This is a genomic window from Hydrogenophaga sp., from assembly GCF_035481345.1.
Classification (GTDB): Bacteria; Pseudomonadota; Gammaproteobacteria; order Burkholderiales; family Burkholderiaceae_C; genus Hydrogenophaga.
Map to the genome: position 1 here is coordinate 1 of NZ_DATIGV010000172.1, position 14,600 is coordinate 14,600.

General features: G+C 67.9%; 13 protein-coding genes. 5 read left to right on the forward strand and 8 right to left on the reverse strand.

Annotated features, from left to right (window positions below; genetic code table 11):
* The 5 genes from VLG41_RS17460 to ettA form a co-directional block, all read right to left on the reverse strand.
* On the reverse strand, positions 1–699 hold a 699-nt coding region (locus tag VLG41_RS17460), incomplete at its 3' end, for a hypothetical protein (RefSeq protein ID WP_325350662.1).
* Entirely contained in the window at positions 696–1,286 is a 591-nt protein-coding gene (locus VLG41_RS17465; RefSeq protein WP_325350663.1) for a hypothetical protein, read from the reverse strand. The genes VLG41_RS17460 and VLG41_RS17465, both read right to left, overlap by 4 nt.
* Positions 1,287–2,238: 952 nt before the next feature.
* Positions 2,239–4,302, reverse strand: coding sequence for a DUF1631 family protein (locus tag VLG41_RS17470; RefSeq protein WP_325350664.1), 2,064 nt, complete (start codon positions 4,300–4,302; stop codon positions 2,239–2,241).
* A 90-nt stretch (positions 4,303–4,392) separates the two neighbouring features.
* Positions 4,393–4,953: a DUF1415 domain-containing protein gene (locus VLG41_RS17475; RefSeq protein WP_325350665.1), complete on the reverse strand. Its 561-nt coding sequence runs from the start codon at positions 4,951–4,953 to the stop codon at positions 4,393–4,395.
* Positions 4,950–6,611, reverse strand: coding sequence for an energy-dependent translational throttle protein EttA (gene ettA, locus VLG41_RS17480; protein WP_325350666.1), 1,662 nt, complete (start codon positions 6,609–6,611; stop codon positions 4,950–4,952). The genes VLG41_RS17475 and ettA overlap by 4 nt, the downstream gene beginning before the upstream one ends.
* A gap of 249 nt (positions 6,612–6,860) precedes the next feature.
* Here ettA and VLG41_RS17485 point away from each other — a divergent pair, with 249 nt between their 5' ends.
* Positions 6,861–8,603 (forward strand): DEAD/DEAH box helicase, encoded by a 1,743-nt coding sequence (locus tag VLG41_RS17485; RefSeq protein WP_325350667.1) that lies wholly within the window; start codon positions 6,861–6,863, stop codon positions 8,601–8,603.
* Between the two features lie 108 nt (positions 8,604–8,711).
* On the opposite strand, the gene VLG41_RS17490 is transcribed toward VLG41_RS17485, so the two are convergent.
* On the reverse strand, positions 8,712–9,095 hold the full coding sequence (locus VLG41_RS17490; protein ID WP_325350668.1) for a hypothetical protein: 384 nt from the start codon (positions 9,093–9,095) through the stop codon (positions 8,712–8,714).
* Between the two features lie 107 nt (positions 9,096–9,202).
* Here VLG41_RS17490 and VLG41_RS17495 point away from each other — a divergent pair, with 107 nt between their 5' ends.
* From VLG41_RS17495 to VLG41_RS17510, 4 genes are read left to right on the forward strand one after another with little or no spacing between them, the layout of a single operon-like run.
* Entirely contained in the window at positions 9,203–9,868 is a 666-nt protein-coding gene (locus tag VLG41_RS17495) for a response regulator transcription factor (RefSeq protein ID WP_325350669.1), read from the forward strand.
* Complete coding sequence (locus tag VLG41_RS17500; RefSeq protein WP_325350670.1) at positions 9,865–11,211, forward strand: HAMP domain-containing sensor histidine kinase; 1,347 nt, start codon at positions 9,865–9,867, stop codon at positions 11,209–11,211. Before VLG41_RS17495 ends, VLG41_RS17500 begins: the two co-directional genes overlap by 4 nt.
* Positions 11,212–11,263: 52 nt before the next feature.
* Positions 11,264–12,199: a LysR family transcriptional regulator gene (locus VLG41_RS17505; protein WP_325350671.1), complete on the forward strand. Its 936-nt coding sequence runs from the start codon at positions 11,264–11,266 to the stop codon at positions 12,197–12,199.
* A gap of 14 nt (positions 12,200–12,213) precedes the next feature.
* The gene (locus VLG41_RS17510; protein ID WP_325350672.1) at positions 12,214–12,996 is read left to right on the forward strand and encodes an SDR family oxidoreductase; all 783 of its coding nucleotides are present in this window, start codon (positions 12,214–12,216) and stop codon (positions 12,994–12,996) included.
* 4 nt (positions 12,997–13,000) lie between these two features.
* Here the strand turns inward: VLG41_RS17510 and VLG41_RS17515 are convergent, their stop codons facing one another.
* Positions 13,001–14,221, reverse strand: coding sequence for an MFS transporter (locus tag VLG41_RS17515; protein ID WP_325350673.1), 1,221 nt, complete (start codon positions 14,219–14,221; stop codon positions 13,001–13,003).
* A partial coding sequence (locus VLG41_RS17520; protein ID WP_325350674.1) for a MarR family winged helix-turn-helix transcriptional regulator occupies positions 14,208–14,600 on the reverse strand: 393 nt, incomplete at its 5' end. The genes VLG41_RS17520 and VLG41_RS17515, both read right to left, overlap by 14 nt.

Consider the following 14,600-nt stretch of genomic DNA (forward strand, 5'->3'; position numbering starts at 1 on the left):
GTTGCTCACCGCCACGGCTTGCTGGAAGTCGTTCCAGTCGATGAAACCGCCGGGCTGGCCCTTCTGCACGGCGAATGCGTCCCAGACGGTGCCACCCGCGTTGACGGTCACGGCGTGGGCGTTGGCCGGCTCGATCAGGAGATAGTCGGTGCTGATGCGCGTGGGCGCGTCTGGTGGCGGCGCGATGTCGATTGCTTCGGGCAGCGAGACGATGGGTTCGGAGGAAACGCTCACGCTCAGTGACACACCGCCCGCAGAGCCGGAGCCAGGGGCTGTGGCGCCTTCGGGCCAGATGTAGGTGTTGAAGGCCCATTCGGAGATGTAGTCACCGAACGCTGCGCCGAACGCCATACCTGCCAGAACTGAAACGGGCTTTATGCGCGCGGGCACGTTAATTCCCGCGCCCATGGCACCGCCGACATACGTACCAGTCGCGCCACCCACAGCACCAACCGCCACCTTTGCGACCTCTCGTGGATCACCAGACGATATGGCGAACGACAATTTCACAGCATCGTTTGCAACATCAAAAGCCACGCCCGTCAGAATCGCACCCTTAGGTAGAGAGCCTTGTAATGCCCCGCTTGTGTATAGCGCATTCACCTTGTCTTTGAACATCCCATACACGCCACCGGACACGGTAAACATCACATCCATGAGTTTCGTGCCATCCACTTGATTCTGATTGTCATCGCTCATTTCCGATCACCCTTCTCATTGAAACCAAAACTGCGACATGCAGCAATGAACAAATCGATCGCACCAAAAGGCGCACATGCAGCGCCGACATACACCAAGGGAATCAACACAAACTGGCCGAGGCCGCTATCCAGAAGGAATCGCTCGTAGTGCGTAATGGAAAGCTTTGTTTCAAATGCAGTACTCGAATAAATCACAAACGACGCCACAAGACCAAATAGCGCCAAGCCAATTGCCTTCAGTCGTTGACCCACCCCCTGAATTCTTTTACTCCTGTTCGGCAGATCACCCAATAGATAGAGAAGATAACAACAGGAAAGCATCAAGCTGTTTGCATACCATGCACTAAGATATAGCGACTTAAGCACAGACTCTTGTCCACCCCAATAGGTCGTGATATTTATTAGCGAGGGCGGGTAGAACAAATAGTCCTTCAAAGCCGCCCCGAGAAAATCATACGTGGCATCACGAAAAATCAAGACAAATACCGCCGGCCACAATATCCAGACGAAGAGCGACACGGAGAAAAGACCGCCCTGACCAGCGGCCCCGCCCGCATCTTCGCCTTCATTGACAGACTTCGTCATTCTCGACATTCCCCGCATTCGCCCATGTTGAGCCAGCAGAACTGGCGTCAGCCTCATCCATTCGAACAAGAATAGGAGGCGCAATTTAGCCGATCCGCTTGCCCGTGCAAAAGCGCCAATACCCCTCGCCTGCAAAATTCATGAATTCATAATTTGAATGCCCATTCAATATCCGACAGCCGAACCACTCAAGGTTTAGCCTACTCGCCCATTCGGAGCCTGCGCCGACAAGAAAATACCTTGGATAGCTTTCGCCCGCCTTTGATACTGGGATTCATGCGTGCTCCGAGCCGTGCGGCATCGCCTGTGCAGAAATGCCTGACGATTGACACCCCGCTACACCGGCCTGCGATGTCACGGTCAGCATCACCGAATACGCCGCGTAACCCACCCGCAATCGGTCCATCATCACGCCGACGGCCTCTTCTTTGCTGCGACCGGGCATTACCCCGTGAACCAGCTGCAGATCATGGCCTTGGGCGTTGTGGCGCAACAGAGCGGAGATGACGAACTGGTGAACGTCGGCCTCGGTGTGGCGGAGGCCAAACCGCTCCCTGCCGATGCCAGGTGACCCAGCAATCCGGATCCAAACTGACGGCGATGCAATGGTGAAAATCGAAGGCTCATTGTAGGTCGGGGATACTGGTATCGGCATATGACGATCACGCTACGGATCGCATGAACAAATTCGCCGCGAAGCATATCCAGGATGAGCGTCACTTAACTTGATGCATTTCTTATGAATTGCATGGGGTCTTGAAATTGATCGGACGTTCAAATTAATTTGCCGCCCGAGGTGGTCATGCAAACGAAGCCGTACAAGGCTTGATGCCCGGCAAGCAAATGAAAAGAAGAGGCACGCCCGCCGACGCACGAAAAAGGCGGCCCGTGGCCGCCTTGGGGAAAGTGCCGCGCCGCCGTCAGCGCGGCCGCTACCGCCGGTTGCCCGCCCTCAGCGCTTCCCCGAGTTCCTGAGCGCCTGCTGCGCCACCGCGTCCAGCGCCTCGTCCACCACGCTGTGGTCGGCCACCACGCGCAGCTTGTCCTGCTCGATCAGGCGGTCCACGCCGCGGCGCGTCATGGACATGGACTTGCCCGAGGCGGTGCCGAACAGGAACAGCGTGCCGTGCGGGCTGGCCCAGGTGAGCTGCACGCGCAGGGCCTGGCCTTCCTGCTGCAGGTCGAACCAGCTGCCCACCGCGAGCGAGGTGGCGTCGCGCAGCACCATCTCGGCCTTGATGTCGAGCCAATCGCGCTGCATGGGCTGCGTGGCCTGGAAGCCGGGCTGCGTGGTTTCGGGCAGCGATTCGTCGTAGAAGTTGGTTTCCTTCGCCTCGTGCTGGCGCATCCAGAGTTCGGCGTCGTCGGGGTTGAAGACGCTGGCGTCCGGCTCGGCGGGCGCGGGCGCGGCTTCGCTGCTGCGCTGGGTCTTGTAGGCGGCCTCGTGCAGGCCCATCAGGGTCTGGAAGAAGGCCTCGACCTTGTCGCGCGGGTAGTCGATCGAGTCCAGGCCCTCGCGCAAGGTGCGCAGCACCGGCGGGATGATGCGCACCAGACGCGGGCGGTTCTGGCTGGCCAGCGCGAGCTGGCTGGACCAGAGCAGGTCGGACAGGATGTCGACGTAGCGCCTGGAGTTCGGATCGCCCGAGGTCATGGGCGGGTTGTCGGCCTCGTCGATGCGCGCCTTGGCCACCACCTGCGCCCACACGCCGGTGAGGAAGCGGCGCACGGGGCCGGGCGTCCTGGGGTAGTCGGCCCGGGCGCGGAATTCGTTGGCGATCTTCTCGGCCAGCAGCTTGCGCTGCTCCACCTTCACCAGGGTCTGCACGGCGCGGCCGCGTGCCTCGCGCTCGCCGCGCGGCACGGCGCGGTCTTCGGACTGGCGCAACTGGTCGAGCAGCGTGGGAAAACGCTCGGACAGGTCGGTCTTGCTCGGGCGGCGAAGTTCGTACACCACGTGCCGCAGTTCCTGCAGGAAGGAGGTGTAGCCCTCGTCCTGCTCGCTGGCGAAGGCCAGGCTGCGCGCGGTCACGGCGTCGAGCAGGCGCCGGGCGGGGTTGTTGCGGTCGGCGAAGAAGCGTGGGTTGCTGGCGGCCAGTTCGAGCAGCGCGGGCTTCATTTCCTGCAGGTGGCTGCGCACGGGCTTGAGCAGGCGCTTGTCGCCGGCGATGCGCTGCATCATGAGCGTCACCACCTCGCCGGCCAGCGCACGGGTCATGCCGTCGTCGGCGCGCCGCGGGGCGTCGCCACCGTCCAGATCGCCCACCAGCAGCTGGTGCAGGTGGTCGAGTGTGAGCAGGGCCTCCTGGTCGCTCATCGGGCCTTCGAGCAGGTCCTGTCCACCCAGCGCCTCCTCCGGCAGGACGCGCGATTCCGGTGCCATGACCACCGCGTAGCCCGCGGGTGGCACGCCTTGCGCGCCCAGCCAGGCGGCCAGGTGGCGATAGAAGACATCGAGCGATTCGCCCAGCGGCTTGGCGCCCACCTGCAGCCAGCGCGCTCGCGCCGCCGGCGTCACGTCGATGGACTTGAGGGCCGAGAGCAGGGTTTCGACGAAGACCTGCACGCGCAGGGGATTGAGTTCGGCGTTGACCACCTTGAAGCCCTGCGCCGTGGACAGGCGCGAGGTGAGCTCGTTGAAGGCGTCGTCGGCGGAGAGCATGGCCGTCTGCTGCACGCGCGCGATTTCCACGCGCTCGTGCACCTGGTCATCGCCCATCAGCTCGAGTTCGTCGAGGCTGAGCGTGGGCTTGCGCGCCTGGCCGGGCGCCGCGGGCGCCTGCTCGAGGCGCTCGGCCAGGGCCAGGAGCCACTGCCGGGCGACCACGTCGCGCTGGCGGTGCACCGACTGGTGGGCCTCCAGCAAGGCCAGGCGTTCGTGTGGCTGGGTCTGGATCAGCTCGCGTTCGCGCAGGAGGGCGTGCACGCGGTCGATCCACACCGGGATCCATTGCCGGCACTGGTCCAGCGCCTCCTTCAAGCACAGATCGAGGGCCGGGAGCGGGGGATTGGGCATGGCAAGGGCATCAGCGACGTACGGCGGGGGCATTGTGCCCCCGGCACCTTATCCCCAAAAAGGGGGAAAAGGCCTGCCCGACCCGGCAATTCAGGCTTTGGTGTCGCCTGGCGCCGACATCAGCTCGCGCCAGCCCTGGGGTCCCAGGCGGCGCAGCGTGTCCATGTTGCGGGCCACGATGGCCTCGGCGTCGCCGCCTTCACTGGCCACGGCGCGCGCCACGCTGTCCTCGCGCAGCAGGTGCAGCGTGGGAAAGGGCGAGCGGTTGGTGGCGTTGGTGATGTCGTCGGGCTCGGTGCCCTCGAACTGGTAGTCGGGGTGGAAGCTGGCGACCTGGATCACGCCTTCCAGATCGTGCTCGGCCACCACCTCGTCGGCGATGCCGAGGAAGTCGTTGAAGACCTCGAAGTCGGGGAACAGCGTGGGGTGCACGATGAGCGTGGTGTCGATCTGTTCGGCGGGCGTGTCCTTGAGCAGATCGAGTTCACGGTCCAGGTCGTCGAGCAGCCCGTCGATGTGGCGCGCGGTGCTCACGACGATGCGCACCTGGTTCTTCACCCACACGGCGCGCGCGAACGGGCACAGGTTCAGGCCGATGACGGCCTTCTCGATCCAGTGCCGCGTCGCGGCGATGACCTGTTCTTCGTTCACGCGAGGGACTTGAAGCGCGGGCGCTTGGGCGCGGCGCCCTCCTCGCCCAGGCGCTGCTTCTTGTCGGCCTCGTATTCCTGGTAGTTGCCGTTGAAGAAGAACCACTGGCTGTCGCCTTCGGCGGCCAGGATGTGCGTGCAGATGCGGTCGAGGAACCAGCGGTCGTGGCTGACGACGAGCGCCGAGCCCGCGAACTCCAGCAGCGCCTCTTCCAGCGCGCGCAGGGTTTCCACGTCGAGGTCGTTCGAGGGCTCGTCCAGCAGCAGCACGTTGCCGCCTTCGCTGAGCATCTTGGCCAGGTGCAGGCGCCCGCGCTCACCGCCCGAGAGGTTCTTCACGAGCTTTTGCTGGTCGCCGCCCGAGAAGTTGAAGCGCCCGCAGTAGGCGCGGCTGGGCATCTGGAATTTGCCCACGGTGATCATGTCGAGGCCGCCGGAGATGTCCTCCCACACGGTCTTGTCGCCGGCCAGGCCATCGCGGCTCTGGTCCACGGCGGCGATCTTCACGGTCTGTCCGATCTTCACCTCGCCGCTGTCGGGCTGTTCCTTGCCGGTGATGAGCTTGAACAGCGTGGACTTGCCCGCGCCGTTGGGGCCGATGATGCCCACGATGGCGCCCGCGGGCACCGTGAAGCTCAGGTTGTCGATCAGCAGGCGGTCGCCGTAGCTCTTGCTGACATTCTTGAACTCGATGACCTCGTTGCCCAGGCGGTCCGCCACGGGGATGAAGATCTCGTTGGTCTCGTTGCGCTTCTGGTAGTCGACGTCGCTCAGTTCCTCGAAGCGGGCCAGGCGCGCCTTGCTCTTGGCCTGGCGGCCCTTGGCGTTGGAGCGCACCCACTTGAGTTCTTCCTTCATGGCCTTGCGGCGCGCGTCTTCGGTGCGCTGCTCCTGCTCCAGGCGGGCTTCCTTCTGCTCCAGCCAACTGGAGTAGTTGCCCTTGTAGGGAATGCCGTGGCCGCGGTCGAGTTCGAGAATCCACTCGGCCGCGTTGTCGAGGAAGTAGCGGTCGTGGGTGATGGCCACCACGGTGCCGGGGAAGCGCTGCAGGAAATGCTCCAGCCACTCCACGGACTCGGCGTCCAGGTGGTTGGTGGGTTCGTCGAGCAGCAGCATGTCGGGCTTGCTGAGCAGCATGCAGCACAGCGCCACGCGGCGCTTTTCGCCGCCGGAGAGCAAGCCGATCTTCGCGTCCCAGGGCGGCAGGCGCAGCGCGTCGGCGGCGATCTCGAGCTGGTGCTCGGAGTCGGTGCCGGCCGTGGCGATGATGGCCTCGAGCTGGGCCTGCTCGGCCGCCAGCGCGTCGAAGTCGGCGTCTTCCTCGGCGTAGGCGGCGTAGACCTCTTCCAGCCGCTTCTGGGCCTGGCGCACCTCGCCCATGCTGTCTTCCACGGCCTCGCGAACGGTCTGCTCGTCGTTGAGCTTGGGCTCCTGCGGCAGGTAGCCGATGCGGATGCCCGGCATGGGGATCGCTTCGCCTTCGATCTCCTTGTCGATGCCGGCCATGATCTTGAGCAACGTGGACTTGCCCGAGCCGTTGAGGCCGAGCACGCCGATCTTGGCGCCCGGGAAGAAGGACAGCGAGATGTCCTTGAGGATCTGGCGCTTGGGCGGCACGATCTTGCCGACCCGGTTCATGCTGAAGACGTATTGAGCCATGGTGTTCTGTGGGAAATTTGCAGCGCGGGGCGTGGCGCGAAACCATGGATTATCGACCCATGCGACAATACGCCCCGTTCGGGCACATCAGTTGGCCCGGCACCAGCAGACTGCTGGGGTGTGCCTCCCGCGCGGACGCCACCACCTCCCCTTGAAATCCATCGGCCCCCGACTGAGCGGGGCGGCGCCCGAAGCGGCGCTCCCGTGCGGCCGATGCCCCAGCGCCCTGGAAGGGCGCAGATTCACACAATGACATTCGAAGAACTGAATTTGGCCCCGGCCATCGTGCAAGCCGTGCATGAACACGGCTATCACACGCCCACCCCCATCCAGGTCGAGGCCGTGCCGGCCGTCCTGGCGGGCCGCGACCTGCTCGCCGGCGCCCAGACCGGCACCGGCAAGACCGCCGCCTTCACGCTGCCCCTGCTGCAGCGCCTGTCGCAGGGCCAGCGGCCGAAAAACCGCTTCGGTGGCATCGGCATCCGTGCCCTGGTGCTCACCCCCACGCGCGAACTCGCCGCCCAGGTCGAGGAATCCGTGCGGGTCTACGGCAAGCACGTCGAGCTGTCGTCCACCGTGGTGTTCGGCGGCGTGGGCATGAACCCGCAGATCGACGCCATGAAGCGCGGCGTGGACATCCTCGTGGCCACGCCGGGCCGCCTGCTCGATCTGCAGCAGCAGGGCTTCCTCGATCTGTCGAACGTGCAGATCCTCGTGCTCGACGAGGCAGACCGCATGCTCGACATGGGCTTCATCCACGACGTGAAGAAGGTGCTGGCCCTGTTGCCGCAGAGCAAGCAGAGCCTGCTGTTCTCCGCCACCTTCAGCGACGAGATCCGCGACCTGGCCCAGGGCCTGCTGAAGGACCCGCAGCACATCCAGGTGACGCCGCGCAACACCACGGTGCAGCGCATCACCCAGGTCATCCACCCCGTGGGCCGCGGCAAGAAGAAGGCCCTGCTGGTCTACATCATCCAGTTGCACAACTGGAGCCAGGTGCTGGTGTTCACGCGCACCAAGTTCGGCGCCAACAACGTGGCCGACTACCTGAACAAGAACGGCATCACCGCCATGGCGCTGCACGGCAACAAGAGCCAGGGCGCACGCACCCAGGCGCTGGCCGGCTTCAAGAGCGGCGAGATCCGTGCCCTGGTGGCCACCGACATCGCCGCGCGCGGCATCGACATCGACGAGCTGCCGCACGTCGTCAACTACGACATCCCCAACATCTGCGAAGACTACGTGCACCGCATTGGCCGCACGGGCCGCGCGGGCCGCGAAGGCCAGGCGGTCAACCTCGTGAGTCTGGACGAAGAAGGCTTCATGATGGAGATCGAGCGCTTCACCAAGCAGCAGATCCCGGTGGAGATGTTCGCCGAGTACATGCCCGAGCCCGGCGAAAAGGCCGAGCCGATCGCCATGGGTCGCCAGACCATCTGGGGCGGCGCGGGCAAGCCGCCCAGCCGCGAGGTGATGGCCGCGGCCGCCAAGGCCGCGCGCCAGGAGATGGTGCAGCGCATCCGCGAGAAGAAGAGCAACGAAGGCCAGGGCCAGGGCCGTGGGCAGGGCGATGGCCAGCCGCGCGGCGGCCAGGGCCAGAAGGCACGGGGCCCGCGTCCGCAGGGCGGTGGCCAGGGCAACGGCGGCCAGTTCAACCACGGCCCGGGCAATGGCCAGCAGCGCCAGCGCCCCCCGCGCGGCGACCGTCCGCCGCGCGCCGATCGCCCGCCGCGCATGGACGGCGAGGAAGGCCACGAGCGCCAGCCCGGACCGAACGCCCACCTGGGCAGCCTGCGCATCCGCGACCCCCGCCCGCGCCAGGCCAACCCGAACGGCCAGCCCGATCCGCTGCGCACTGGCATCGACGCCATGCGCACGGGCAACCGGGGCAAGAACCGCAACAAGAAGGGCGGCGGTGGTGGCGGTGGTCAGCGCGGCGAGGGCAACGTCGATCCGCTGCGCACCAACTACGGCCGCATCGGAAACAACTGAGCCCACCCCCGCCGCGCTTCGTGCGACCCCCTCAAGGGGGCGGCGCCTGCGGCCCGGCAAAGCCGGTTCCGCGGCACCTCTGGGTCACACCGCTTCTGGCGAGGCGCGTCAGGTCTTCACGAAAGCCGTGACAAGCGGCTCGTCGCCCACCTGGCGGCTGCGGTGCCCGTGCACGGCCGCGTCGAAGGTGGCGCCTGCGGGCAGGGTGTCGGCCGAATAGAAGTGCTCGCCCGGGCCGAAGACGCGGCTCGTGCCGTCGCGCAGGCCGATCTCCATGCGCCCGCGCAGCACGATGAGCCATTGCGGCGCGTCGGTGCAATGGAAATCGCTGCAAAAACCCACCGGGCTTTCGCGCAGGACCAGGCCACTGGCGGGCAGCAGCGCCGACAGGCGCGCGGCGGGTGAACCGCCGTCCAGCGCCAGCGCTTCCTCGCGAAAGCGGGCGCGGCCGTCGGTGTCGGTGAACAGAACGACGCGGGTGAAGGTGCTCATGTGGGGCTCCGGCAACCGCCGGGTTCTACCAGATGCCGCTACAGATGCGCCCGGCGACAGGTCCGCTCGCGGTTTTCGCGCACACTCGGCCTTTTGCCAGAAGACGCATGCGACTCCTGCTCGCCGAAGACGACACCATGCTCGGCCAGGGCCTCGAAAAGGGCCTGGGCATGGCGGGCTTCACCGTGGACTGGGTGCGCGACGGCGCCACCGCGCAAACCGCCTTGCAGGCCGGCGGGCACGAGGTGCTGCTGCTCGACATCGGGCTGCCGCGCCAGGACGGCCTGCAACTGCTGCGCTGGATGCGCGAGCAACCACTGGACATCCCCGTGCTGGTGGTGTCGGCCCGCGACGCGGTGAGCGACCGCATCGCCGGCCTGAACCTGGGCGCCGACGACTACCTCACCAAACCCTTCGACCTGGACGAGCTCATCGCGCGCGTGCACGCGCTGGCGCGGCGCCGGCAAGGCCGCCCGCAGCCGGAGATGCGCCTGGGCCCCCTGGTGCTGAGCCCGCAGCGGCGCGAGGTCACGCTGGGCGAGCAGCGCGTGCCGCTGTCGGCGCGCGAGTTCGACCTGCTGGCCGCGCTGATGGAGCGCCCGGGCCAGGTGCTCTCGCGCGAACAGCTCGAGCAGCGCCTGTACGCCCCGCAGAACGAGGTGCTCAGCAACGCCGTCGAGGTGCACCTGCACCACCTGCGCCGCAAGCTGGGCGCGGCCTGGATACGCAACGTGCGCGGTGTGGGCTACAAGCTGGTTGAGCCCCCGCAATGAAGTCGATCCGCCAGCGGTTGCTGCTGTGGCAGCTGGGGGCGCTGGTGATCGCCGCCGCGCTCGAGGGCCTCATCAGCTACCAGTTGGCCTGGGACGGCTTCAACCGCTCGCGCGACAGCGTGCTGCAATCGATCGCCTATTCGGTGGTCCGCCACGGCATGCGCCCCGCGCCGGACCACGCCAGCCCGCAGGCGCCGACGCCGAACCCGCCCGATGGCCCGTCCACCGACCTGGGCCACTTCACCACGCAGATCTGGACCACCGGCGGGCAGCTGATCTACAGCTCCCTGGCCGCGGGCGGGCCGCCGCTGCAGTCCCCCGGCCTGAACGTGGCGAGCTGGAACGGCGAGGACTGGCGCATCTACACCCTGGTCGAACGCGAACAGGTCGTGCAAGTGGCCGTGACCGCGGCCGATCGCCTGGAGCGCTTCGGCGAGATCCTGCCCGGGCTGCTGGTGCCGCTGGGCGTGCTGGTGCTGGTGATCTGGCTGCTCATGCACGCGGCGGTGAGGAATGCGCTGGCACCCCTGAACGCCTGGGGCCGCGACCTGCGCCACCGCGAAGGCGGTGACCTGCGCGCGGTGGGCACGCAGGCGCTGCCCGAGGAACTGGTGCCGCTGGGCGAGGCCCTCAACCAGTTGCTGTCGCGCGTGGAGGCCCTGCTGGGCAGCCAGCGCACGCTGCTGGCCGACGTGGCGCACGAACTCAACACGCCCCTGGCCGCGGTGAAGCTGCAGGCCCAGATCGCGCGGCGCAGCGGCGACGCCACGCGAGAAGCGGCCCTGGACGAACTGGACCGGGGCATCGAGCGCGCCACGCACCTGGTGGCCCAGTTGCTGCAGATGGCGCGGCTGGAGCCCGGCGTGCGCGAGCGCCGCCCCGCCCCCCTGCGCCTGGACACGCTGGCGGCCGAGGTGGTGGCCGCCTTCTCGGCACGCGCCGACGCGCGCGGCATCGACCTGGGCCTGGCGCCCAGCGAAGCGGCCTGGGTGCCCGGCGACGAAGAAGACCTGCGCGTGCTGTTGAACAACCTGGTGGACAACGCCCTGCGCCACGTGCCCGCCGGCGGCCGCGTGGACGTGCAGGTGACGGCCGAGGGCGGGCGCGTCCGGCTGGGCGTGAGCGACACCGGCCCTGGCATCCCCGAAGCCGACCGCGAGCGGGTCCTGCGCCGCTTCGTGCGCCTGAACCCGTCCCACGAGGACGGCCAGGGCAGTGGACTGGGCCTGTCCATCGTCGCGCGGGTGGTGGCGCAGCACGGCGCCACACTGGCGCTCGACGAGCGCGAGGGCGGCGGGCTCAGCGTGCGCATCGACCTGCCGGCCGCCGCCCCATCGCGCTAAACTGTTTCGGTTTTCGCAACAGTCAAGGCCTCTCAAGGCCCACTTCAACACCATGGACCGTCTGCATTCCATGCGCGCCTTTCAGAAGGTGGTGGACGAAGGCGGCTTCGCCGCCGCGGCGCGCGCGCTCGATCTCTCGCCGGCCGTGGTCACGCGCCTGGTGGCCGACCTCGAGGAGCACCTGGGCACCCGCCTGCTGCACCGGACCACGCGCCGGGTCTCGCTCACCGATGCCGGCGAGGTCTATCTGGACCGCGTGCGCCAGATCCTGCTCGACCTGGAAGAAGCCAGCGCGCTGGTGAGCTCGCAGACGCAGGAGCTCGCGGGCGTGCTGCGCCTGCTGGCGCCGCCGGTGCTGGCCACGCACGTGCTGGCGCCGCTGGTGGCGGATTTCCGCAAGGCCTACCCCAAGATCCGCCTGGACATCGACGTCGAGTCCCACCGCGAGCCGCCGGTGGAGGACTACGACATCACCCTCATCGGCGCCGACGCCACCTTCGACTCCAACGTCATCGCCCGCAAGGTGATCAGCACCGAAGGGATCCTGCTGGCATCGCCGGACTACATCGCGCGCCGCGGCCAGCCTGCGCGGCCCGACGACCTCTCGCAGCACGACGTGCTGCGCCTCAAGCCCAGCACCGGGCGCACGAGCAAGTGGCGCCTGCTCAACGCCAACGAGAACGACCGCGCGGTGGAGGTCGAGGTGCAGCCCGTGCTCTGGGCCAACCACAACGACACCCTGATGCACGCCGCGCTCGACGGCGCGGGCATCACGGCCACGTCGGTGGAGCTGGCCGCGCCGCTGCTGGCCGACGGCGACCTGGTGCGCGTGCTCAGCCCCTGGATCACCAACCGGCTCACCATGTACGCCGCCCTGCCCAGCCGCAAGTTCATGCCGCGGCGCACGCAGGTCTTCCTCGACCACCTCAGCGAACAGACGCGCGCGCGCGTCGACCAGGCCCTGGCCACCTGCATGGCCTGCGGATGACGGAGATGCACCCCATGACCGACCCGAACGCCATCCACTTCGGCCACCACGACCGCGTCGTCATCGTCACCGGCGGCGCGCAAGGCATCGGCGCGGCCTGCGCACGCCGCTTCGCGCGCGAGGGTGCGCGCGTGGTCATCGCCGACCTGGCGCGTGAACCCGGCGAGGCCCTGGCGCACGAACTCGGCGGTGGCTTCATCGCCTGCGACGTGGGCGACAAGGCCCAGGTGGATGCCTTGGTGGCCCAGGTGCTCGACGAGGCCGGCCGCATCGACGTGCTGGTGAACAACGCGGGCATCTTCAAGGCGGCCGATTTCCTGGACATCAGCGAGGCCGACTTCGACGCCGTGCTGCGCGTCAACCTCAAGGGCGCCTTCCTGATGGCTCAGGCCGTGGCGCGCGCCATGGTGCAGGGCGGCGTGCGGGGTTCCATCGTGCACATGAGCTCGGTCAATGGCGTCATGGCCATTCCCAGCATCGCCAGCTACAACGTCAGCAAGGGCGGCATCAACCAGCTCACGCGGGTGATGGCGCTGGCCCTGGCCGACCACGGCATCCGCGTCAACGCGGTGGCGCCGGGCACCATCGCCACCGAACTGGCGGCGCAGGCCGTGCTCACCAGCGACGACGCGCGCCGCAAGATCCTCAGCCGCACCCCCATGAAGCGCCTGGGCGAGCCCGAGGAAGTGGCCGACGTGGTGGCCTGGCTCGCCAGCGACGCGGCCAGCTACGTCACGGGCGAGATCGTCACGGTGGACGGCGGGCGCATGGCGCTGAACTACACGGTGCCGGTTTGAGGGTTCAGGCGGGCACCGCGCGCGGCGCGGGCCGTGCCTCGCGGATCGGCAGGTGGATGAGCGCGGCACCGATGGCCAGCACGATGTCCACGTACCAGACCCAGTCGAAGCTGCCCGTGGCGTCGAACACGCGCCCGCCCAGCCAGGCGCCCAGGAAGCCGCCCACCTGGTGCGCGAACATCACCGCGCCGAACAGCATGGCCATGTTGCCCATGCCGAAGAACTTGGCCACCAGGCCCACCGTGGGCGGCACGGTGGACAGAAAAGTCAGGCCCATCACGGCGGCAAAGACCAGCAGCACCGCCTCCGTCTTGGGCGCCCACAGGAACACCAGCACGGCCAGTGCGCGCGTGGCGTACACCAGCGACAGCAGCGACTTCATGCGCCAGCGTCCCACCGCCCAGCCCATGGCCAGGCTGCCGACGATGTTGAACAGACCGATGATGCCCAGCGCCCAGGCGCCCACCGGCGCGGGCAGGCCGCAGGCCGCCACCACGCCCGGCAGGTGCGTGGCCAGGAAGGCCACGTGGAAGCCGCAGACGAAGAAGCCGGCCGCGAGCATGAGGTAGTCGCGGTGCTGCAAGGCGCGCTTGAGCGCCTCGCGCGCGGGGAGTGCCACCGGGGCCGCCGCCTTCGCCGCGCCGCTGGGCCCCCCGCGCAGCACCCAGGCCGCCGGCAGCGCCAGCAGGGTGATGAAGGCCAGCGCCTGCAGCGCGCCGATCCAGCCCAGGCTGGCCGTGAGCCCGGCCGCGATGGGCGCCATGACGAACTGCCCGAAGGAGCCGCCGGCGTTGACGATGCCCGTGGCCATGCCGCGCCGCTCGGGTGCGATGTGCCGGCTGGCCGCCGCCATCAGCACCGAAGGCCCCGCCATGCCCGCCCCGCCCGCGGCCAGGATGCCCAGCGCGAAGATCAGGCCCAGCGTCGTCGTCATGTAGGGCGTGAGGAAGGTGCCCGCCGCCACCAGCAGCACGCCGATCACCAGCACGCGGCCCGCGCCCACCCGGTCGGCGAAGGCGCCCGCAAAGGGCTGGGTGAGGCCCCACCAGAGCTGCCCGAAGGCGAAGGCCAGGCTGATGCTGCCCACGCCCAGGCCGGTGGCGGTGTTCAGGGGCGACAGGAAGAAGCCCATGGTCTGGCGCGTGCCCATGGTCAGCGCGAAGGCGCCGGCCGCGGCCAGCAGCACCAGCCACCACAGTCGGGCGCGGGGTTCAGGGTTCGTCATGGGGCGCCTCCGCGCTGTCCAGCAGCGCCAGGGATTCGTCGATGAGCGCGTGCAGCGCGATCACGCGCTCCGCGCCCAGGCGGTGGTTGACCGTCTCCTGCGCGGCGCGCCAGCGGCGCTGCGCCTCGGCGCGCTTGGCCTGGCCGTCGGCCGTGGCCTGGATCAGCCAACTGCGCGCGTCCGGCCCGGCGGCCTGCTCCACCCAGCCCGCGTCGATCAGCGGGCGCAGGTTGCGCGACAGCGTGGACGCGCTCATGTGCATCTGCTGCGCCAGTTCCACCGCGCGGATCGGCCCGAGCTTGGTGATGTACGACAGCAGCGAGTACTGCGTGATCTTCAGCCCCGCCTTGCCCACCTCGGCGTCGTAGAACGCGCCCAC

Coding starts and splice junctions, on each gene's coding strand:
- VLG41_RS17500 (WP_325350670.1), top strand. CDS start 9,865: ATGAAGTCGATCCGCCAGCGGTTGCTGCTGTGGCAGCTGGGGGCGCTG.
- VLG41_RS17515 (WP_325350673.1), bottom strand. CDS start 14,221: ATGACGAACCCTGAACCCCGCGCCCGACTGTGGTGGCTGGTGCTGCTG.
- VLG41_RS17495 (WP_325350669.1), top strand. CDS start 9,203: ATGCGACTCCTGCTCGCCGAAGACGACACCATGCTCGGCCAGGGCCTC.
- VLG41_RS17490 (WP_325350668.1), bottom strand. CDS start 9,095: ATGAGCACCTTCACCCGCGTCGTTCTGTTCACCGACACCGACGGCCGC.
- VLG41_RS17505 (WP_325350671.1), top strand. CDS start 11,264: ATGGACCGTCTGCATTCCATGCGCGCCTTTCAGAAGGTGGTGGACGAA.
- ettA (WP_325350666.1), bottom strand. CDS start 6,611: ATGGCTCAATACGTCTTCAGCATGAACCGGGTCGGCAAGATCGTGCCG.
- VLG41_RS17510 (WP_325350672.1), top strand. CDS start 12,214: ATGACCGACCCGAACGCCATCCACTTCGGCCACCACGACCGCGTCGTC.
- VLG41_RS17465 (WP_325350663.1), bottom strand. CDS start 1,286: ATGACGAAGTCTGTCAATGAAGGCGAAGATGCGGGCGGGGCCGCTGGT.
- VLG41_RS17485 (WP_325350667.1), top strand. CDS start 6,861: ATGACATTCGAAGAACTGAATTTGGCCCCGGCCATCGTGCAAGCCGTG.
- VLG41_RS17470 (WP_325350664.1), bottom strand. CDS start 4,302: ATGCCCAATCCCCCGCTCCCGGCCCTCGATCTGTGCTTGAAGGAGGCG.